The following is a 21,102-nucleotide window of genomic DNA, read 5'->3' as shown; positions in this document are numbered from 1 at the left end:
GTCGCGCCCGGGCGGCGGACGGAGTAGGGAGGGGGCACCATGAAGAAGACGCTCCTTCTCCTCTCGCTCGTGGCTGCCCCGGTCTTCGCCGGGGAAGGGAAGTGGACCCCGCAGCAGGTGCTGGAACTGAGCCCTGCCTGGCTCAAGGCCCAGGGGCTCCAGCTGCCGCCCAACAAGCTGTGGGACCCCAAGCGCGGCACGGGCCTGCTGGCGGGCACGGTGAACACCGGAGGCTGCTCCGGGTCGTTCATCTCCGCCTCCGGCCTCATCATCACCAACCACCACTGTGCCTTCTCCATCATCCAGGAGCACAGCTCCCCGCAGAAGGACCTCATCACCGACGGCTTCCTCGCCAAGAGCCAGTCGGAGGAGCTCCCGGGCAAGGGCTCGCGCGTGCAGGTGCCGCGCGGCTTCAAGGACGTGACGGCGGAGGTGAACGCCGCCGTGCCGCAGGGCGCGGACGACCTCGCGCGCTACAAGGCCATCGACCGCAAGCAGAAGGAGCTGGTCGCCGAGTGCGAGAAGCGCCCCGCGACCCGCTGCCAGGTGGCCACCTTCGACGGCGGCGTGAACTACACGCTGGTGGACGCCGTGGAGCTGCAGGACGTGCGCCTGGTCTACGCGCCGCCGCGCGCCGTGGGCGAGTACGGCGGCGAAGAGGACAACTGGATGTGGCCCCGCCACACCGGCGACTTCGCCATCATCCGCGCGTACACCGCGCCGGACGGCACCTCCGCCGCGTTCAGCGACAAGAACGTGCCCTACAAGGCGGAGTTCTTCTTCCCGCTGTCCACCGAGGGCGTGAAGCCCGGGGACTTCGTGATGGTGCTGGGCTACCCGGGCACGACGTTCCGCACGCTGCTCGCGGACGAGATGGCGGAGCGCCAGGCGCGCTACTACCCGCGCATCCGCGACGTGCTGGGAGAAGCCATCCGCATCCTGGAGGCCGAAGGGGAGAAGGACCCGGCCGGGAAGATCGCCGTGGCCTCGCAGCTCAAGGGCCTGCACAACGTCTACAAGAACGCGGGCGGGCAGCTGGCGGGCCTGAAGCGCGGCCACATCGTGGAGAAGCAGCGCGACACGGAGGCGGCCACCGTCGCCTGGGCGCAGAAGGACGCCGCGAAGTGGGGCGACGCCCTCAAGGCCCGCGAGGCGCTGCTCCAGGAGCAGCAGGAAGCCGCCAAGACCTTCGACCGCGAGTTCCTCCTGAACATGTCCGGCCGTCTGGCGCGCGGACCCGCGCTGGCCACGGCCGTGTCCCGGCTGGCCATGGAGCGCGCGAAGCCGGACCTGGAGCGCCGCCCGGAGTACATGGACCGCGAGGTGCCGCGCATCAAGGACCGCCTGGAGCGCGAGCAGAAGAACCTCTTCCTCGCCGCGGACAAGGCCCTCTTGCACGCGTTCGTGAAGCGCGCGCAGGCGCTCCCGCAGGACGCGCGCATCACGTCCGTGGACGCCGTCTTCGGCAAGACGTACTCGGAGAAGGACGTCACCGCGAAGATCGACTCGCTCTACGCGGGCACCAGGGTGCTCACGCTCGCGGAGCGCCTGAAGATGGCGGACGAGTCCGTGGGACAGCTCGCCGCGCGCCGCGACCCGCTGCTGAATTTCGGCATGGAGCTGGCGAAGGAGCAGGCCGCGCTGGATGACACGCGCGACCGGCGCCAGGGCGCGTCCTCCCGGCTGCGGCCGGCGTGGCGCAAGGCGGTGATGGCGCAGGCGGGCAAGCCGATTGCTCCGGACGCCAACAGCACGCTGCGCGTGTCGTTCGCCAAGGTGCAGGGCTACACGCCGCGCGACGGCGCGCTGTACCTGCCGCAGACGACGCTGACCGGCATGCTCCAGAAGCACACGGGCGAAGAGCCCTTCAACGCGCCGGAGAAGGTGCGCGCCGCCGCGGAGGCGAAGAAGTTCGGCCGGTGGGTGGACCCCCGGCTGAAGGACGTGCCGGTGGACTTCCTGGCGGACGCGGACACCACGGGCGGCAACTCCGGCAGCCCCACGGTGAACGGCAAGGGGCAGCTTGTCGGCGTGAACTTCGACCGCGTGTGGGAGAACGTCGCGAACGACTTCGGCTACAATCCGGACGTGGCCCGGAACGTCAACGTGGACGTGCGCTACCTGCTCTGGCAGCTCGACCAGGTCGAGGACGCGGACGCGCTCCTGCGCGAGCTCAACATCCGCAAGGGCAAGCCGGTGGCCAGGGAGGCGCGCTGACATGTCGGACGCGGGAGCGGGACCCCGGCCTCTTCCCACCTTCCGCCCCGATGAGCGGGTGTGCGGCAACTGCAAGCTCTGGAGTCCGCACTCCGAGGATCACCGTGGTTGGGTGGGGCCGTGCCGCCTGCAGAACTCGCGCGGCATGTTCCCGCCCTCCGCGCCCATCTGTGACAAGTACGCGCCCAAGGGCTCGGCGGCCCCGGCGCCTGTCGTTTCGAGCACGCGAACCCGCACCGCGCGGAGCGTGGCGCCCGTGGTGGTGCGCCACCGCGCGGATCCGCACGCGGTGGTGGACCTGGAAGGGCTGAACATGACGCGCGAAGAGCTGATGGACATCTTCCGGGAGGCGGCGGGCCTGAGTGAACCGCCGCTCGCGGGCAAGTGGGAGGGCGGCACGGTGCGGCTGGTGCCGGGCAACCCGGAGCTCCAGGCGAAGGACCTGCCCATCGACAACCTGTTCCACAAGGTCACGATGGTGCGCGACCGCATCCGCGTGCTGGAGCAGAAGCTCAACGCCCACCCCAAGCTCACGGAAGCGGAGAAGGCGGAGATGCAGGGCTACATCACCCGCGTCTACGGCTCGCTCACCAGCTTCAACCTCCTCTTCAAGGAGAAGGGGGACCAGTTCGTGGGCAGCAAGGGCGACGAGTAGCGTGCTCTGTCACGGCCGCTGGCCGCGCTCCTCCATCACGGTGAGGGCGCGCTGGCGGCCGCGGTGCAGGGCGCTCTTCACGGTGCCCTCGGGGATGCGCAGGAGCCGGGCGATTTCGGTGGAGCCCAGGCCGCGCACCTCGCGCAGGTAGAGCACCTGCCGCTGCTGGGGGTTCACCTCCTCCAGCGCTTCGTGGAAGTGGCGCTGCATCTGCGTGCCCATGGCGTGGGCCTCCGGCGACACGGTCTCCTGGGGCGCGTGCGTCAGCCGCTCCCGGCGACGGCGCGCGCGCAGCCAGTTGATGCTGCTGTTGACCATCACCCGGTGCAGCCAGGTCGTCCACGTCGCGCGCCCGTCCAGCCCCGGGGGCTGCCGCGACAGGCGCAGGAAGACGTCCTGCACCACGTCCTCCGCGTCGTCGGTGTCGCCCACGATGCGCCGGGCGATGGCCAGCGCTCGGGGACGGTGCTGGGCGTACAAGTCATCCAGGGTGGGGAAGGCGAGGACGGCGGCGTGCGGGCCCATGGCGGACGGTCTCCTGTGTCTTCCCCTGGAACGAACGGGCGCGGGAAACGGTCTATGACCCTGGAGGGCATGCGACTGCGGGGCCGTGTTCTCGCGCGGACAGCCGGTGCGCACCTTCCGGGCCAGGGGGACGCCGACATGGCCCAGCTGGCCGACTACGGACGCAGGAGGCCGTTCATGCCCCGGCGCCGGGAGGGCAGCGGCGTCGCGGACCTGCTCCTGGGGCGCCCGCTCACCAGCGCCCAGGCAATGCAGGAGAAGACGGGCGTCCTCACCGGCGTGGCGCTGCTCGGGCTGGATGCGCTGTCCTCCGCCGCGTACGGCCCGGAGGCCGCGCTCACCGTGCTGCGCCCGCTGGGGGCCGGGGGGCTGTGGCTGCTCCTGCCCATCACCGTCGCCATCGTGGGGCTCCTGATGATCGTCGCGGGCTCGTACGCGCAGACCCTGGCCGCGTACCCCAGCGGCGGCGGCGCGTACTCGGTGGCGAAGCAGAACCTGGGGCGGGGCGCGGGGCTGCTCGCGGCGACGGCGCTGATGCTGGACTACCTGCTCAACGTGGCCGTGGGCATCTCCGCCGGCACGGGCGCGCTGGTGTCCGCCGTGCCCGCGCTGAGGCCCTACACGCTGCCCATCACCCTGGGCCTGCTGGCGCTGCTCACCCTGGTGAACCTGCGCGGCGTCAGCGAGGCGGGCGCCGTGTTCGTCCTGCCCACGTGGTTCTTCATCACGTCGCTGAGCGTGGTGCTGGCCGTGGGCGTCTTCAAGCTGGCCTCCGGTGACGCGACGCCCGTGCAGGCCCCACCCGCGTTGGCGGTGCCCACCGCGTCGCTGGGCGCGTGGCTGGTGATTCGCGCCTTCGCCAGCGGGTGCACGGCGATGACGGGCGTGGAGGCCCTCAGCAACGCCGTGCCCATCTTCCGCGACCCCGCCGTCCGCCGCGCGCGCGTCACGCTGGGCCTCATCGTCGGCATCCTGGTGACGATGCTGCTGGGCATCGCGCTGCTGTGCCGGGCGTACGGTGTGGGCGCGACGGACCCCGCCGGCGCGCACTACCAGACGGTGCTGTCGCAGCTCATCGCGGCGGTGATGGGGCGCGGCGTCTTCTACTTCGTGGCCATGGCCGCCATCCTCTGCGTGCTCGCGCTGTCCGCGAACACCAGCTACGCGGGCTTCCCGCTCGTGTGTCAGGTGCTGGCGCGCGAGCGCTACCTGCCCCCGGGCTTCGCCCACCGGGGCCGGCGCCTGGCCCTGTCGCGCGGCATCCTCACGCTGTCCGCGCTGGCGGCGCTGTTGCTCATCGCGTGCAGGGGCATCACGGACCGGCTGATTCCGCTGTTCGCCATCGGAGCGCTCATGGCCTTCACCCTGTCGCAGGCGGGCATGGTGGTGCACTGGGGCCGGCACCGGGAGGAGGAGGGCTGGCGGTGGCGCCGCGCCCTCAACGGCGCGGGCGCGGTGATGACGGCGCTCACGCTGTGCATCGTGGCCGTGTCCAAGTTCATGCACGGCGGCTGGGCCGCGTTCGTCATCGTCCCCGTGGGGCTGGGGGTGCTGTCGCGCGTCCACGCCTCGTACACGCGCACGCGCCAGGCCACGGAGCTGAAGCGGCCCCTGCGCCTGACGCCTTCGTCGTCGCTCGTCGCCGTGGTGCCGGTGGACCGCTGGTCCCACGCGTCGGAGACGGCGCTGCGCTTCGCGCTGGAGCTGGGCGACGACGTGCGCGCGGTGCACATCTGCAGCGGGGACACCGACGAGGCGGCGCTGGATTCCCAGTGGCAGCACTTCGTCCAGGGGCCGCTCCTGGCGGCCGGGCGGACGCCGCCGCCGCTCGTGCACGTGGGGTCTCCGTACCGCGCGCTGGTGTGGCCGTTGATGGACTACCTGGACGCGCTGCTCGCGGAGGTGCCGGGCCGCACCGTGGCCGTCGTGATGCCGGAGCTGCTGGAGAAGCGCTGGTACCGGGCCATGCTCTACAGCCGCCGCTCGGAGCTGCTGAGGAGCGCGCTGCTCCTGTCCGGCGAGCGGCGCCTGGTGATTGTCAGCGTGCCCTGGTACCTGCGCACGGACGCGCACCCCGCGCCGCACTCGGCCTGGGGCGACCCCGTCCACCCGGGGAACGGGTAGGGCGGGGCGCGGCGGAACTACTCCTGTTCGTCCTGCTTCGTCAGGCCCCAGTCCTTCAGGCGCTTGAAGAGGGTGGAGCGCGCGAGGCCCAGCTCCCGCGCCACGCGCTCGCGGTTGTTGTTGAAGCGGCGCAGCGCGGTTTCGATGATCTGCCGCTCCAGCTTCTCCAGCATCTGCTCCAGCGTCATGCCCGGCGGCAGCTCCGGCACGGTGATGCCCGTCTCGCGGTTGACCTCCTGGTCGAAGGACAGGTCGCTTCCGTCGATGGACGGGCCCTTGCGCAAGAGCAGCGCGCGGTGCACCACGTTGCGCAGCTCGCGGATGTTGCCCGGCCAGGCGTGCTGCTGGAGCCGCTCCAGCGCGGCCTGGGTGAAGCGCACCGTCTGCCCGCGCGGGGCGAACGCGCGCACGAAGTGCTCCGCCAGCGCCACCACGTCGCCCCGGCGGTTGCGCAGGGGCGGCAGGTGCAGCGGCACGACGCACAGGCGGTAGTAGAGGTCCTCGCGGAAGCGGCCCTCGCGCGCCGCCGCCAGCAGGTCGCGGTTGGTGGCCGCCACCACGCGCACGTCCACGTGCAGGGGGCGGCTGGCGCCCACGCGCTTGATTTCACCGCTCTCCAGCGCGCGCAGCAGCTTTGCCTGGAGGTCCAGCGGCAGTTCTCCAATCTCGTCCAGGAACAGCGTGCCGCCGTCGGCCTCCTCGAAGGCGCCCTTGCGCGCGCCCACGGAGCCGGTGAACGCGCCCTTCTCGTGGCCGAACAGCTCGCTCTCAATCAGTTCCTTGGAGATGGCGGCGCAGTTGACCGGGATGAGCGGCCGGTTCGCGCGCGGCGAGCACGCGTGCAGCGCGTTCGCCACCAGCTCCTTGCCCGTGCCGGACTCGCCCAGGATGGTGACGGCCGCGGTGGACGGGGCCACGCGCTGGATGAGGTCCGTGAGCTGCCGCACGGACGGGTCGCTCCCGAGGATGCCGTGGAAGGCCTGGGCCTCCTTCTTCGCGGCGGGCACGGCCTCCAGGATGAGCTCCGCCTCGCCCACGCGCAGCGACGTGGGCAGCGTCACCTCCGCCTCGAAGAGGCGCACCGGGCCCAGCCACGTGCCGTTGGTGGAGCGCAGGTCCACGACGTGGAAGACGCCGTCCTTGCGCGTGACCTTGAGGTGCCGCCCGGAGATGAACCGGTCCTGGAGCACCAGGTCGTTGCCCGCGTCCTTGCCCACCGTGAAGCTGTCGCCGGTGAGCCGGTGCACGGCCTCCGTGCCGCCCTGCTTCACGCGCAGCTGCGCGGGCTGCCAGCGCTGCGCGTCCCGGCCCTGCACGCTGGTAGCGTTGCCTGCCTCCGTGGCCGCGTCCGCGTCCTCGCTGGCGCCGTGCTGGCGGAACACCGCGCGCCACTGGCCCAGCTCCAGGTCCGCGCCGTCGGGCAGGTCGCCGCGCTCCACCACCGCGCCCGCGACCTTCGTGCCCTTGCCGGACAGGTCCTCCACGCGGCACTTCTGGCCGTCCCACAGGAGGGCCACCTGCTGGCGGCTCACCTCCGGATCCGGAATGGCCACGTCGCTGGAGTCGCCCCGGCCGAGCACCACCCGCGCCCGGTCCACCGCTACCCGCAGCACTTCCTCGCCTCGACGGAAGAACACCAGCTCCGGCATTACGAACTCTCTCCCAAGCCCCGGACACCCAGGGGCCGCGCAGCGCTTTACACGGCGCGTGCGCGGGCAGCAACCCGGGGGGGAGGGGAGGAAAACGACCCCCGGGGTCCTACCGCTTGGGCCCGAAGCGCGGGCTGCTCACCATGCCGCTGAGCCGCCCGCCGCGCCAACCCGGGTTGTCCCGGTCCTGCGGCAGCATGTTCACCGCGAGCGCCAGGGGGCCCAGCCGCTGCTGGAAGGCCTGCTCGAACTTCAGCCGCACGTCGAGCGCCAGCTCGCTGTACTCCAGCCGCCGCCCCAGCTTCACCGTGCCGGTGCCCGCGCCCTCCAGGTCCTCGCTCTTGAGGTTCAAATCCCTCACCGTGCCCAGGCCCTTGTCGAACTGGACGTCGCCCTTCAGTTCGCCCAGCACCATGCGCGGCAGGGTCATGGGCATCGCGGGGCCGCCGCCCATGGGGATGGCCGCCGTGCCGCCCTTGATGGTGAGCCCCTGGGTGTCCAGCGCCACCGTGCCGGTCGCCTGGGACCAGTCCACCGGCTGGCCGCGCATCATCGTCCCCGGCGCCTGGAGCGCCAGCTTCGCGTTGAGGGTGCCCTCCATGTCCACGCCCGTGTACTTCGGCAGGTTGCCGCCGCTGGCCTGCACGCCGTCCACGTCCACGTTCAGCGACGTGCCGCTCAGGCCGCCCACGTGGATGTCCACCGTGCCGCCCATGCCGTGGAGCTTCATCACCACGCCGGGCGGGAAGACGGACGGGCGCAGCGCCACGCTGTCGAAGACGAGCGCCTCGCCCAGTTCGTCCGGGCCCAGCCCGCCGGACTCGCCCCGGGCGAGCGCCGCGACGGCGTCCGAGCCCAGCGGCGTGGGCGGCTTGCTGACGCGCACGTTGGTGGCGGTGACGCCGGAGAGGCCGGGACGCAGGCCGCCGATGCGGACCGCGAGCCCGTGGGCCGCCGCCTCCGTCACCAGCCGCGTGCGGACCGCGTCGTACGGGAACGTGAGCAGCAGGCAGAGGATGAACGCCACCACCGCGAAGGCGGTGTAGCCCACGACGAGCTTCCAGCGGGCGGTCTTGGATTCAGTGGCCATGGGCTATTGCTTCATCCGGTAGGTGGCGACGGTCGTCCACGCCGTCAGGGTGTCCGTGGCGGGCCGGGGCTCCACGCGCAGGTACTTCACCTTCACGATGCCCGGGCCCGTCTCCACCGTGCGCAGGAAGTCCGTCAGCTTGCGCAGGTCCACGTCCGTGAAGGTCAGCTCCACGGAGCTCTCGATGATCTTCCCGTCCCCCACGCCCACGTCGCCCTTGGGCGTCATGTTGGGGACGGTGAGGCCCGCGGCGGTGGCCTTGTCTTCGATGTATGTGATCAGCCGCACGTTGCTCTGCGTGAGCTGCTGCTCCACGTTCTGGCGCTCCGCCTGGGCCTCGCCGTAGCTCGTCGCCAGGGCCTGCACCTCCTGCAGCTTCGCCAGCTTGTCCTGCGTGCGCCGGCGGTAGCCCTGCGCGCTGTTGGCGAAGCTGAAGAGGGTGACGAAGAGCACGAACACCAGCACCGCGGAGCCGGCCAGCGCCACGAGCTTGCGCTCGCGGTCGGAGAGCCGCTCGAACCACGTCTGGAGGGGCGCGAAGAGTTCTTTGAGCTTTCCCATGTCAGGTCTCTCCCCCCTGCTTCTCGCCGGGGCACTGCACCTGCACGTCCAGGCGGAAGGTCACCTTCTGCCCGTCGCGAGTCTTCTCCACCTTGCCCTCCTTCACGTCCTTGAAGCAGCGGTGGCCCTTCAATGCGGCGGAGAGCGTGTCGATCTGCTTGGAGCTGTCCGTCTCCCCCTGGAGCATGATGCGGTCCAGGTCCACCTGGATGCGGTCGAACTTCACCGGCACCTCCGGCGGCACGCGCTGGGTGACCTCCGCCAGCAGGTTCACCGCGGACATCGCGGGCAGCGCCGCAGCGGGGCTCTCCACGCCCTTGAGCATGTTGAGGGCGCGGTCGTAGTTCGTCTCGCAGGTGCCCAGGATGCGCTGGGTCGTCTTGCAGAGCACCGCGTCCACCTCCGCCTCGCGGCGCGACAGCACCGTGTTGCGCACCACCCCGAAGGCGACGAGCAAGAGCAGCAGCGTCACCGCGAAGGAGGCCAGCAGGCCCAGCCGGTCCTTCACGTAGTCGTAGCCGCCCTTGAAGGCGAACTCACCCCGGCGCAGGTTGAAGCGCGGCGCCTTCGCCCCGGCCGCGTTGCCGCGCATGGCCAGCGCGTACGCCTGCGCCGCGGACGGCGTCTCCTGGGGGCCAATCATCGCGGCCGCGTCCGCCGGCAGCGCCATCACGCGCACCGGCAGGTTCAGGTCCTTCGACAGCTGCTCGGCCAGGCCCGGCATGCGCGCGGTGCCGCCGCACAGCACCACCGCGGCGACCTGCCGGCGGGTGCGCGCGGCGAAGGCCTTGAAGGACGGGCGCAGCTCGCGCAGCACCGGCTGCAGGCCGCGCACGAAGGCGTTGGCGGCGCGCTCGGCGTCCGGCCCCTTCGCGGCGCTGGCCATGGCGCCGTGCGCTTCCTTCCACGCGTGGGCCTCCGGCAGCGTCGTCTGGAACTCCGTGGCCAGCGCGCGCGTCAGGTCGCGCCCGCCGCCCGCGAAGGTGCGCGCGAACTCCACGCCCTTGCCCGGCTGGCCAATGGCCACCGACGTGCGCTCGTGGCCGATGTCCACCACCGCCACCGGGCCGCCCTCGGACGCGCCCTCGAAGAGGCCGGGCATCTGCGTGAAGAGGTTCTGGTACGCGAGCGCCGGGTGGGTGATGACGCGCGGGTCCACCTGGAGGCCGCCCAGCAGGGCCAGCAGCGACTGGAGCTCCTCCTTCTTCACCACGCCCACCAGCAGGTCCGCGGCCTTGTCCTTGCCGCCGGTGTCCTTCTGGCCGACCACCTGGTAGTCGTAGACGACCTCCGAGATGTCGAACGGCAGCTGGCTGCCCACCTCGAAGGGCAGCGTCGCCTCCACGCGCTTGCTGTCGGAGAAGGGCAGGCTCACCGCGTGCGTGGTGAGGGACGGGCCGGGCAGGGCGATGACGACCTGGTCCACGTGCCCCTCCGGCATCTTCCCGAGCAGCTCCTCCAGCGCGGCGCGCAGCGTGTCCGCGCGCTCGCCTTCCTGCGCGCGGCGCACCTCCGCGTAGGCCTGGGTGGTGCTGCTTTTCGCTCCGGAGGTGAGCACCACCCCCTTCACGGAGTGGCTGCCCAGGTCCAGGCCAAGAATGCGGGCCATGCTATTCCTCTCTGTAATACACGAGCTTGCCCAGCCCGTCGTCCAGGCGGATGACCGCGGTGAGCGTCTTCTGGACGCTGCCCGCTTCTCCCACGGACTTGATGGTGAATGTCTTGCTCTTGTCGCCCAGGTAGCGGTTCTGCTGGACGTTGCCCTTGATGAGCGGGTTGACCGCGATGCCGGCCTGCTCCACGACGCCCACGAAGTCCGACACCGACATGCCGAAGAAGTTGAACATGCGCGCGGCGCGGATGCGGCTGATGAGCTCGTTGAGGAACACCGGGTCCGTCAGGCGCGGATCCGGCCGGTTGGGGTCCGCGGCGGACATGATGGCCAGCCCCAGCATGATGGGGTCGTCGGTGTTGACGTTCGGCTTGGAGTTGATGTCCGGGTACACCGTGAGCCGGTCGCGGAAGGCCGCCATGAAGCGGTCGTTGACGCCATGCACGCGGTACAGCTCGTCCAGGCTGTCGAAGCGCGCGTTCTTGACGTCATAGCGCGGTTCGTAGCGGCTGTACGGCGAACCCTCGTCCGCGAAGCCCGCGACGAAGGGGTTCGTGGGGTCCTTGGGGTTGAGGGTGGACTGGGTGGTGTCCTCGTCCGACCAGTCCTTCAGCGCGATGACGGTGTCCTGCGGCGTGGAGCGCACCTTGTTGGCGTCGTCCTGCTGCCAGAGGAACTCGAAGCGCTTGTCGGAGAACATGTCCATCATGCGCGCCGCGGTGGCCTGCGCCTCCGCGCCGCCGGTGTTCAGGCGCATGACGTTGAGCTTCTCCTCCTCGTCGCTGATGGTCGCGAGGAAGCAGCCCTCGAAGCCGCCGAAGGAACGGCGCTGCATCTGCGCCGCCATCTGCGTGGCCGCGCCCGCGTTCTCCCCCTCCTCGCCGTCCATCTGGAAGTTGGAGTCCACCTGCACGGGCTCCGTCTCCACGGGGCGGCCGTCCTGGCCCTCCGCGCCGTCGCTCTTCACCAGCCCCTTGAGCATGTGGCAGTCCACCCGGGCCAGCTTCCAGAGCTGGATGTTGAGCGACTGCGGCTGGAACGCGTTCGCGCCCCCCGCGCCCGCGCCCGCGCCGCCCAGGGCTCCGCCCAGCGCGCTCAGGAGGCTCGCGGGGTTGGGGATGGGCGTCTGGTCCACCTGCTTCTGGAAGCGCAGCAGGAGCCGTCCCAGCGACAGGCCGGAGCGGGCCATGTAGTAGGCGCGCACTTCGTCGCGCTGGTTGGCGGCGAGCTGCAGGTCCACGCGGCTGTTGTAGGCGAACTCCGTGGCCACCACCGTGAGCAGCGTGATGGAGACGAGCGCGATGATGAGCGCCACGCCGCGCGAGCGCTTGTGCTTGCGGGCGGCCGGCGACGGCGGCGCCTGGGGGGCCACCGCAGCCCGCGCCTTGCCGCGCCGGCGGAACGCCTGCTGGAAGTAGGGGAGGGCCATCAGTTGAACCTCGGCAGTTCCGTGTTGAGCACGATGCGCGTCTGCGTGGTGTAGCGCGCTTCCTTGCCCGCCTCATCCAGGGCGATGACGGTGATGCGCACGCGCGTGGGGAGGATGGCCTTCTTCTCCGTGCGCCGCGTGTCCCATTCGTCATCCCACTCCTTCTTCTCCGAATCCCAGTAGGCGAACTCCACGCCCTTGACGCCCTCGAAGAGGACGTCCGTGGTGCCGCCGCGGTCCATGCGGTCCCCCACGTTGGGGTTCACCCGCCGCTTGAGGTCCTGCCGCTGCCGGGCGCCCTTCTCGCTGGAGTTCTCCACGAAGTACTCCACCACCGCCTGGTCGGACTCCTTCACGTCCGTGTACAGGCGCTGGTGCGCGAACGTCGTGAAGGTCAGCTTGTCGCGCTCGCCAATGAAGTTGGTGGGCCGGTCGTTCTGGTCGCGGAAGCGGCGCAGGTCGTAGCGGTCGCTCACGAAGGCGGAGCCGATCTCCCGCGCCATGCGGTTGAGCGACACGCGCACCATGCGGTAGCGCTCCGCCTCGCCCTCCACGACCTCCTTCGCGTTGATGCCCGTCTGGAAGGCCATGGCGACGACGGTGCCCATGAGGGCGGTGATGCCCACCGCGACCATGACCTCCATGAGGGTGAAGCCTCGCATGCGACGCTTCATCGGATGGTCCCCCCTCGCGGCATGCCCGGGAGGCCGCCGTTGAAGATGCCGCCCGGCAGGCGCGGGTTGATGCCGGTGTTGCCGTTGGCGCCGCCCTGACGGCCGTTCGGGTTGTTGAGCTGGTCGAGGACCTGGGCCCGGTTGACCAGCGGCTCGCGTGTGTTCGGGTCCAGCATCTGCCCGTTGGGGCCGGGGATGGGGTTGTCCACCACCTGGCCCGTGCGCGGGTTCACCCACTGGTTCGCCGCGCCCGGCGTGCTGCCCGCGTTGGGCGTGAAGCCGCCGTTGCGGTCGCCACCGGGCCCCAGCGACACGACGTGCGTCACCACGTCCACGCTCTCCACCTGGGTGCCTTCCTTCCAGTACACCGTGAGGTGCACCTCGCGGACGGACTTGGTGAGCTGGTCCACCATCTGCGTGAACATGGGCTGCGCCATGCTCATGGCGGACGCGCCCATGGGGCTGGCCGTGGTGGTGCCGCCCGGAGGCGTGCTGCCGCCCTTGCTGTCGCCGCCGCTGCCGCCAAAGAGGCCGGCCAGCCCGCCCAGCGGGTCGCCGGAGTCGCCGCCGCCCATGGGCAGGTTGAAGATGGCGCCGATGAGCTGGTCCGGCGTCACGCCGTCCGTCTTGGGCGCGATGATGCGGGCGCGCCACTTGAACTGGGGCCAGCCGTCGTCGGAGAAGTCGCCGGACTGCTCGTCGTCGTCCTGTTCGAAGCCGTCGTCGTAGAGCTTCTGCTCCAGGTCCGTCATCTTCGAGCGGGCCAGCAGCGACGCCACGGTGAGCCGCTTGGTGTAGACGTGGTTGGCCACCGCGCCGGAGTTGAGGTCGAAGATGGCCATCAGCGCGACGCTGAGGATGGCCATGGCCACCATCGTCTCCAGCAGGGTGAAGCCCGAGCGCCTTCGTGTGGGAGTCGTCATGAGCGGGGCACCTCCAGGGCCTCGGGTGCGATGAACACCTTGCCCGTCAGGGGTGACACGTCCAACGTCCACGCGTTGTCGCCCTGGCGCAGGAACACCATGGCCTTCTCCGTGTAGCCCTGCGGGAAGAAGTAGAGATAGGCCACGCCGCTCTCCACCGGCTCGCGCTGCTGCCGCGTCCACACCGACACCGCCACGCCCGCCGGAAGCTCCTTGGGGGTGATCTCCTCCGCGGTGTACGCGGAGAAGGTGGCCTGCGACTCGATGCGCGTCTTCTCCTCTTCCATCAGCTCCTGCGCGGACGGCTGCGAGCCCTCGGCGCGCGTGTAGTTCTTGCGCGAGTCGCCGCCGTTGTTGCCCGCGCGCGCGGTGCGCTCGCGGTCGCGCGCCTCGTCCCGCAGCGCCGCGTCCCGGTCGCGCGAGGTGGTGACGCCGCCCGCGGCGCATTCGGCGTGGTAGCGCGTGGGCTGCTCGCGCTTCGGGTCGGGGATTTCGAACACCAGCCGGCACGTCTTGCCGCTGAGCGCCGCCGAGTCGTAGAGCGAGCGGATGACGCCCGCCAGCTCCGTGGCGCTGCCCTTCGCCTTCGCGCCGGTGATGGCGCCGATGCCGACGGTCACCGCGGCGAACATCACTGCCGCGATGGCCAGCGCGATGGAGATCTCAATCAGCGTGAGGCCGCGCGGGGCGCGACGGCGGCGGGCGGGAGCGGGCAGGGACATGACCTTCTTCAAGGCTGCACCTCCTGTGCCACGATGCCGCCGCTGAAGAGGTCCGCGGCGTCGCCGGTGCCACCGGGCTTCCCGTCGGAGCCGAGCGACAGCACGGCGCCCGTCTTGCCTTCCATGCGGTAGACGTACGGGTGGCCCCACGGGTCGATGGGCGTCCCGTCAATCACCTTGGAGTCGATGAGCGGCTGGAAGCCCTGCGCCTGCGTGGGGAAGAAGCCCATCAGCCGGTGGTGGGCCTTGAAGAAGCCCTCCAGGCGGCGGATCTGCTCGCGCGCCTGGCGCTGCGTGGGCGTGAGGGTGTTGTCCTCGGTGGCCCACACCAGCGCGAACGCGAGCAGGCCGGCGCCGACGAAGACGCCCAGCAGCAGCAGCCTGCCCAGGCGTGACGAGCGGGCGCGGGCCTGCTTGCCGGAAACGGGTCGCGCCTCGCGCGCGGACGTCGGTGAGGAAGTTTGCTCGGGGGTCATCACGGGCATTCCTACGACAACACGCGGGAGGCGCGGCTTTGCTTCAGGAAAACGCCTGTTACTGCTTGGCGCTCTGGTCCTTGGAGGAGATGTCGGCGTCGGAGCCCTCGCCGCCCGGGTTGCCGTCGGCGCCGTAGCTGGTGATGACCGGCTTGCCGCCCTCGTTCATGTAGACGTACTCGCGGCCCCAGGGGTCCAGCGGCATGCGCTCCAGGTTCTGGGTGTCCACCAGCGCCTTGAGGCCCGTGGCGGTGTCCGGGTAGGAGCCCTTCTTCGTGTAGTAGAGCTTCATCGCGCTCTGGATGTTGCGGATGTCCAGCTTCGCGGTGTCCTGCTTGGCCTCTTCCAGCTTCGGGATGACGGCCACGCCCACCGCCGCCGCGATGAGCCCGAGGATGGTGATGACCACCATGATCTCGATGAGGGTCATGCCGCGGTTCTTGCGGCGCTGGTTCTTCTTCGCGTTCGTCGTGTGCATGTCTTCACTCACCTTCGGGTGACTTTCTGGCAAGCCACCGCGCCATGGGTGTGTCGGGATGTCAGAAGCGATGGGGTCAGGGAGGGGTGCCCGGGCGGGTGGCCGCGGGCGGGTCCCGGTGGGCGTAGAGGGTGGCCCCCACCGTCGCCAGCGTGGCGGCCAGGGCCAACAGGCCCATCAGCGTGGCGCGCTGGATCCACCGGTCGAGCGTGTCGTTCATCGTGCGCCCCTGCTCCTAATGAATGGCCGTGTTCACCTGCAGAATCGGCATCAGGATGCTGAGTGCGACGAATGCAATCATCACGCCCATCACCACGATGAGCATGGGCTCCAGGAGGCTGGTGAGCGCGCCGATGCGCACGTTCACCTGCGTCTCGTAGGAGTCCGCCACCGACAGGAGCATGTCCTCCAGCTGCCCTGATTTCTCACCGATGGCGACCATGTGGTACACGAGCGGCGGGAACTGGCCGGAGCGCTTGAGGGGCGTGGCGATGCTTTCGCCCTCGCGGATGGACTCGCGGGCGTTCTCCACCGCGTCCGCCAGCACCGAGTTCGTCATCACTGCCTTGACGATGTCCAGCGCGGCCAGCATGGGCACGCCGCTCTTGAGCAGCGTGGACAGCGTGCGGGCGAAGCGGGAGATGGCCAGGAGGCGCACGAGGCTGCCGAAGATGGGGGCCTTGAGCGTGAAGCGGTCCCACTTGGGCTTGCCCTTGGGGCTCTTCGTCCAGCGCATGAAGAAGATGAAGCCCGCCACGATGGACGGAATCACCAGGAACCACCACGCCTGCATGAAGTTGGACGCGGCGATGAGGATGCGCGTGTTCAGGGGCAGGGTGGCCTTCATCGTCTCGAAGATCTTCGTCACCTTCGGGACGACGAACACCATCAGCAGCACCAGGATGCCGCCGCCCACCAGCAACATGATGGCGGGGTAGAGCATGGTGCCGATGATCTTCTGCTGCAGCTTGGCCTGGTTCTCCGTGAAGTCCGCCAGGCGCAGCAGCACGGTGTCCAGCGCGCCGGAGGCCTCACCCGCGCGCACCATGTTGATGTAGATGCTGGGGAAGATCTTCGGGTGCTGGCTGAACGCGTCCGCCAGGGACGAGCCTTCGTTCACGCGCTGCTTGATGTCGGAAAGGGCGCGCTTGAGGCGCTCCTTCTCCGCCTGGTCCACCAGTGCGTTGAGCGAGTCCACGATGGTGACGCCCGCGCCCAGCAGGGTCGCGAGCTGGCGGGTGAGGATGGCCACGTCCTCGGTGCTGACCCGGCCGCCGGCCAGCTTGCGCAGGTCCACGTCGCGCGCCACGAGCGACGCGTTGGCGCCCTTGGACACGCCCGCGCGGCTGCCCTCCGCCTGCCCGAGTACGTCGGTCAGGAAGATGCCATCCGCGCGCAACTTGGAGCGCAGCGTCTTGGGCGAGTCCGCTTCGAGCAAGCCCTTCTTCTGCTTGCCGTGGGAATCGAGGCCTCTGTATTCGAAGACGGGCATGGCGGACTAGATGTCCTCCTGCGTGATGCTCAGGACCTCGGCGATGGTCGTCTCGCCCATGGCGATCTTCCGCACGCCGTCATCGAGCAGCGTCGTCATGCCCTTGGCCAGGGCGGACTTCTTGATGGTGGACGCGTCCACGTTCTTGAGCACCAGCTGGCGCACGTCGTCGTCCACGAAGAGGAACTCGTAGATGCCGGAGCGGCCGCGGTAGCCGTTGCGGTTGCAGGACGGGCAGCCCACCGCGCGGTAGATGCGGTCCGTGTTGAACTTCGCCTTGAAGCTGGCGACCGTGTAGCCCAGCTCCTTCAGCTCCGCGTCCGTGGGCGTGTAGGCCTGCCGGCAGTCCGGGCACACCCGGCGCACGAGGCGCTGGGCGAGGATGCCGGTGAGCGACGACGCCACGAGGAAGGGCTGCACGCCCATGTCCACGAGTCGCGTCACGGCGCCGGCCGCGTCGTTGGTGTGCACCGTGGAGAGCACCAGGTGGCCCGTGAGGGACGCCTGGATGGCGATCTCCGCCGTCTCCTTGTCGCGGATCTCACCGACCATGATGACGTCGGGGTCCTGGCGGAGGAAGGAGCGCAGGCCCTGCGCGAACGTCAGGCCAATCTTCGGGGCGATGGCCATCTGGCCAATGCCCTTGAGCTGGTACTCGACCGGGTCCTCGACGGTGAGGATGTTGAGGTCCGTGGTGTTGATCTTGGAGAGCGCGCCGTAGAGCGTGGTCGTCTTTCCGGAGCCCGTGGGGCCCGTCACCAGCACGATGCCGTGCGAGCGCTTGATGACGGACTCCATGTTGCCCAGCACCTGCGGGCTCATGCCGATCTCCGCCAGGTCCAGCAGCGTCGCCGTCTTGTCGAGCAGACGCATGACGATGCGCTCGCCGAAGGACGTGGGCGTGGTGGACAGACGGATGTCGATGTCGCGGCCCGCGAGCTTGATGCGGATGCGGCCGTCCTGCGGCAGGCGCTTCTCCGCGATGTTCAGCTGCCCCATCACCTTGACGCGCGCGATGATGGAGTTCTGGTAGCGCTTGGGCGGCTTGATGACCTCCTGGAGCACGCCGTCGATGCGGAAGCGCACCAGGAGCTCGCGCTCCATGGGCTCGATGTGGATGTCGCTCGCGCGCTCCTTGGCGGCGCGGAAGAGCACGGAGTTCACCAGCCGGATGACGGGGGCTTCGTCGTCCGCGTCCAGCAGGTCCTTGGGCTCCTCCAGCTCGTGCGCCAGCGAGTCCAGGTCCTCCGTGGTCTCCATTTCGTCCACGAGCGCCTCGGCCTCGTTGACGGAGCGGTCGTACACGCTGTTGATGGCGTCCACGATGGTGGAGGCCAGCGCGATGCGCGGCTGGATGGCCTGGCCCAACAGCAGGCGCGCGTGGTCCAACGCGGTGGTGTCCAGCGGATCCGCCACCGCGAGCACCACCTCGTCACCCTCCACGGAGAGCGGGAGCAGCTGCGTCTGGCGGGCGAAGTTGATGGGGATGCGCTTGACCAGCTCCGCGTCCACCTCCTCCACGAAGATGCGCTGGAGGTAGGGCAGGTCCAGCTGGTGGCCCAGGGCGCGCGCGACGTCCTCCTCGCTGACGGCCTTCATGCCCACCAGGACCTCCCCCAGCCGCCCGCCCTTCTCCTGCTGGGCGGCGAGCGCCTCCTGGATCTTCTCCGGGGTGAGGGCGGGCACGAGCGCGCGGAGGATCTCCCCGAGCGGCCGGCCACAGAGGTAGGCCTGCCCGTGGGCGACGACCTGCGTGGCGTCGTTGCGGCCGCCGGACACGGCGGGCGTCGCGGCGGTGTCTTGAGAGGTCGTGGTGTCGGCGGTCAGGTCCATGGTCCTTACTCTCCGTCTCCCGGCTGGATGCGCAGCCGCTCGGTGTCCGCGTCCGGCGTGGGCGCGATCACCTCGGGCTGTGGCGCGGGGACTGATCTCTCCGAACCCTCCGGAGGCGCCTCGAAATTTCGCGGCGCCTGCTCGCCCTCGGGGGAGGGCGTGGCACCTTCCTGCGGAGGCGGGGCCTGCTCGCCCGGCCGCGCGGGAGACGGAGAAGCGGGCGCCGCGCCGCCAGCGGCCGGGGGCGCGCCAGCCGGACGGATGACCCGTTCGTTGGAGGTGCCGCTGCCGCCGTTCTCCACCCGCTGCTCTTCCTTGATGACGGCCTGGTTCATGCGCGACAGGGGGCCGGGCTTGCGGCTGAAGTCCACCGCGACGTCGTAGCCGGGGACCTGGCCGTAGAACTGCTCCACGAACTGCTGCCGCTCCTTCATCTTGCGCTCGAAGATGCGACGGAAGTCCTCCTGGCCGCGGATGATGTAGGGCGTGAGGAAGAGCAGCAGGTTCGTCTTCGTCTTGCGGCGCGTGGTGTCGCGGAACAGGTGGCCCAGGAGCGGGATGTCACCCAGCACCGGCACCTTGGAGACGGACTCCAGCGTGCGGTCCTGCATGATGCCGCCAATCACCACCGTCTCCATGTCCTTGGCGATGACGGTCGTCTTGGCGCTGCGCTTCGACGTGGTGGGGCCCAGGACGGGGTCCGAGGAGGCGATCTCCTCCGTCTGCTCCGTGATGACGAGGCGGATGTAGTCGCTCTCGTTGATCTGCGGCTTGACGGTGAGCTTGAGCTCCACGTTCTGGCGGGTGATGGGGGCGTACAGCGACCCCAGGCCGCCCAGCGAGCCCAGGAGCGACGGGTTGATGCCGCCGTTGGTGCCGGCGCCGGTGACGGAGCTGCCCAGCGCGGACGGGGTGAAGCCGGACTGGAAGGGCACGTTCTGGCCCACCGTGATCTCCGCCTCCTCGTTGTCGCTGGTGAGCAGGTGCGGCGTGGACAGCACGTTCACGTCGGACGACTGCTGCATGGCGTTGAGCACCACGCCGAAGGCCGGGATGTCGATGCCCAGCGCCTTGAGCTCCGGCAGGACGGGGCCCTGGATGCCGGCGAGGAAGCCGCCCATGCTGGCCAGGTTCGCCAGGGAGAAGGACGGGGGGATGGAGCCGCCGGAGTAGTTGGTGCCCAGGATTCCGGGGATGGCGCCGTCGTCCGTCTTGAGGCTGAAGCCCTGGTGGAAGTTGATGCCGAACTCGCTGTTGCGGTCCAGGTTCACTTCCATGATGACCGCCTCCACGAACACCTGGCGGCGCGGCTGGTCCAGCTGCTGGATGATCTGGACCATGTTCTTGTAGTCCGCCTGGCTGGCGACGATGACCAGCGAGTTGGTGCCCTTGTCGGCGGAGATCTTCACCTCGCCGCTGAAGAGCTCCGCGGCCTGTGCGGGCGCGCGCGGCAGGCCCTGCGCCTGCTGCGGGATGGGGCCGCGCTGGGGGCGGTTGGCGGTGCCCTGCGCGAGCGACTGGAGCGTGCTGGCCAGCTCCTCGGAGTTGGCGTTCTCCAGCGGGTAGACGTTGATCTTGTTGCCGCTGCCGGACGGGATGTCGATCTCCCGCACCAGGTCCTGGATGCGGCCGAAGGCGGCGGGGCTGGCCACGACGATGAGCTTGTTGGTGCGCTCGTCCGGGATGATCTGCGACAGGGTCGCCGCGCCGCCGGTGTCGGTGCCGCCGGACACGCCCTCCGCGCCGGGCGGAGGCTGGCCGGGGGTGCCCTGCGTGAAGTTGCCGGGGCGCTGGCCTGCGCGGCCGCCCGCGCCGGCCTTGGCCTCAAAGAGCTTCTGGATGGTGTTGGCCACGTCCTGCGCGGTGGCGTACTGCACCTGGATGATGCGCATCTCGTCGCTGGAGGAGCGGCTGTCCAGCTGGTTGATGAGGCGCTCCAGGCGGTGGATGTTGGAGCCCACGTCGTTGACGATGATGGTGTCCGGCGGGTACGGGATGGTGTCGCCGTCCTTGGACACGAGCTGCTGGAGGACGCCGCGCAGCGGCTCCACCTCCACGTACTTGATCTTGAACAGCTTGGTGACCATCTGCTCGTTCGTCGTGTACGGGGTGTTCTCGTCCACGATGGTCGGGATGGGGTTCTGCTTCGCCGAGCGCTTGTCGACGATCTTCAGGAAGCGGCCGTACGGGTAGACGGCCAGCCCGTTCGCGTCGAGCGCGGCGAGGAACGCGGAGTAGAACGAGTCCGCGTCCACCTCCACGCGGCCGTTCTCCGGACCGATGATGGAGATCTTCCCGCGCACGTTCTCCGGGAGGATGAAGGTGCGGCAGGTGGCATCCGACACGGTCTGGACGAGCTTCTCGATGTCCACCTTGTCGAAGTAGATGCCGTAGCGCGCGTTGCGCCGGGCCTGCTCGCACGAGGGCACCTGGCGGGGGCCCTGGTTCTCCGCGGGCGCGGCGTTGCTTCCGGCCTGCGGGGTGATGGTCCGGTCGCGTTCACCCTGGGCCGCGGGAGCGGGGGCAGCGGTACCGGGCTGGGTGGGACGGCGCTGGGCCCACGCGGAGCCGGAGAGCGCGAGGCACAGACAGAGCAGCCAGGACGGGAGCGTCGTCTTCATGGAGGAGCGGGCGCTTTGACG

At 70.0% G+C, this 21,102-nt stretch carries 18 protein-coding genes; 3 read left to right on the top strand and 15 right to left on the bottom strand.

The window, feature by feature from the left end; genetic code table 11:
• Window positions 1-39: 39 nt before the first annotated feature.
• The gene (locus AABA78_RS02925) at window positions 40-2,217 is read left to right on the top strand and encodes a S46 family peptidase (protein WP_338261524.1); all 2,178 of its coding nucleotides are present in this window, start codon (window positions 40-42) and stop codon (window positions 2,215-2,217) included.
• 1 nt (window position 2,218) lies between these two features.
• The gene (locus tag AABA78_RS02920) at window positions 2,219-2,872 is read left to right on the top strand and encodes a DUF8685 domain-containing protein (RefSeq protein WP_338261523.1); all 654 of its coding nucleotides are present in this window, start codon (window positions 2,219-2,221) and stop codon (window positions 2,870-2,872) included.
• Between the two features lie 9 nt (window positions 2,873-2,881).
• Here the strand turns inward: AABA78_RS02920 and AABA78_RS02915 are convergent, their stop codons facing one another.
• Window positions 2,882-3,397 (bottom strand): RNA polymerase sigma factor, encoded by a 516-nt coding sequence (locus AABA78_RS02915; protein ID WP_338261522.1) that lies wholly within the window; start codon window positions 3,395-3,397, stop codon window positions 2,882-2,884.
• Window positions 3,398-3,535: 138 nt separating this feature from the next.
• On the opposite strand from AABA78_RS02915, the gene AABA78_RS02910 reads away from it, so the two are divergent.
• Entirely contained in the window at window positions 3,536-5,521 is a 1,986-nt protein-coding gene (locus AABA78_RS02910) for an APC family permease (RefSeq protein ID WP_338261521.1), read from the top strand.
• A 17-nt stretch (window positions 5,522-5,538) separates the two neighbouring features.
• On the opposite strand, the gene AABA78_RS02905 is transcribed toward AABA78_RS02910, so the two are convergent.
• The 14 genes from AABA78_RS02905 to gspD all read right to left on the bottom strand — a co-directional run bounded on the left by AABA78_RS02905 (window position 5,539) and on the right by gspD (window position 21,081).
• A complete protein-coding gene (locus AABA78_RS02905; protein WP_338261520.1) occupies window positions 5,539-7,170 on the bottom strand; it encodes a sigma 54-interacting transcriptional regulator in 1,632 nt (543 codons plus the stop codon).
• A gap of 109 nt (window positions 7,171-7,279) precedes the next feature.
• A complete protein-coding gene (gene gspN, locus AABA78_RS02900) occupies window positions 7,280-8,260 on the bottom strand; it encodes a type II secretion system protein GspN (protein ID WP_338261519.1) in 981 nt (326 codons plus the stop codon).
• A 3-nt stretch (window positions 8,261-8,263) separates the two neighbouring features.
• Complete coding sequence (locus AABA78_RS02895) at window positions 8,264-8,821, bottom strand: type II secretion system protein M (protein WP_171415955.1); 558 nt, start codon at window positions 8,819-8,821, stop codon at window positions 8,264-8,266.
• Window position 8,822: 1 nt separating this feature from the next.
• A complete protein-coding gene (gene pilM / locus AABA78_RS02890) occupies window positions 8,823-10,430 on the bottom strand; it encodes a pilus assembly protein PilM (RefSeq protein WP_338261518.1) in 1,608 nt (535 codons plus the stop codon).
• Window position 10,431: 1 nt separating this feature from the next.
• Complete coding sequence (locus AABA78_RS02885) at window positions 10,432-11,862, bottom strand: type II secretion system minor pseudopilin GspK (RefSeq protein WP_338261517.1); 1,431 nt, start codon at window positions 11,860-11,862, stop codon at window positions 10,432-10,434.
• Window positions 11,862-12,536: a type II secretion system protein GspJ gene (locus AABA78_RS02880; protein WP_171415949.1), complete on the bottom strand. Its 675-nt coding sequence runs from the start codon at window positions 12,534-12,536 to the stop codon at window positions 11,862-11,864. The genes AABA78_RS02885 and AABA78_RS02880 overlap by 1 nt, the downstream gene beginning before the upstream one ends.
• Window positions 12,533-13,459 carry a type IV pilus modification PilV family protein gene (locus AABA78_RS02875; RefSeq protein ID WP_338261516.1) on the bottom strand — a complete coding sequence of 309 codons (927 nt, stop codon included), beginning with the start codon at window positions 13,457-13,459 and terminating at the stop codon, window positions 12,533-12,535. Before AABA78_RS02875 ends, AABA78_RS02880 begins: the two co-directional genes overlap by 4 nt.
• On the bottom strand, window positions 13,456-14,181 hold the full coding sequence (locus tag AABA78_RS02870; RefSeq protein WP_338262366.1) for a pilus assembly FimT family protein: 726 nt from the start codon (window positions 14,179-14,181) through the stop codon (window positions 13,456-13,458). The genes AABA78_RS02875 and AABA78_RS02870 overlap by 4 nt, the downstream gene beginning before the upstream one ends.
• A gap of 8 nt (window positions 14,182-14,189) precedes the next feature.
• Entirely contained in the window at window positions 14,190-14,657 is a 468-nt protein-coding gene (locus AABA78_RS02865; RefSeq protein ID WP_338261515.1) for a type II secretion system protein GspG, read from the bottom strand.
• A 58-nt stretch (window positions 14,658-14,715) separates the two neighbouring features.
• A complete protein-coding gene (gene gspG, locus AABA78_RS02860) occupies window positions 14,716-15,135 on the bottom strand; it encodes a type II secretion system major pseudopilin GspG (RefSeq protein WP_338261514.1) in 420 nt (139 codons plus the stop codon).
• 76 nt (window positions 15,136-15,211) lie between these two features.
• Window positions 15,212-15,355 (bottom strand): hypothetical protein, encoded by a 144-nt coding sequence (locus AABA78_RS02855; RefSeq protein WP_338261513.1) that lies wholly within the window; start codon window positions 15,353-15,355, stop codon window positions 15,212-15,214.
• Window positions 15,356-15,370: 15 nt separating this feature from the next.
• Window positions 15,371-16,627 carry a type II secretion system inner membrane protein GspF gene (gene gspF / locus AABA78_RS02850; protein WP_171422077.1) on the bottom strand — a complete coding sequence of 419 codons (1,257 nt, stop codon included), beginning with the start codon at window positions 16,625-16,627 and terminating at the stop codon, window positions 15,371-15,373.
• 6 nt (window positions 16,628-16,633) lie between these two features.
• Window positions 16,634-18,460 carry a type II secretion system ATPase GspE gene (gspE, locus tag AABA78_RS02845; RefSeq protein WP_338261512.1) on the bottom strand — a complete coding sequence of 609 codons (1,827 nt, stop codon included), beginning with the start codon at window positions 18,458-18,460 and terminating at the stop codon, window positions 16,634-16,636.
• A gap of 5 nt (window positions 18,461-18,465) precedes the next feature.
• Window positions 18,466-21,081, bottom strand: coding sequence for a type II secretion system secretin GspD (gene gspD / locus AABA78_RS02840; protein WP_338261511.1), 2,616 nt, complete (start codon window positions 21,079-21,081; stop codon window positions 18,466-18,468).
• Window positions 21,082-21,102: the final 21 nt, after the last annotated feature.

The sequence above is a fragment of the Corallococcus caeni genome (genome assembly GCF_036245865.1).
Lineage (GTDB): Bacteria > Myxococcota > Myxococcia > Myxococcales > Myxococcaceae > Corallococcus > Corallococcus caeni.
The sequence above is the reverse complement of the archived record's forward strand: the minus strand, read 5'-3'. Positions and strand labels throughout refer to the sequence as shown.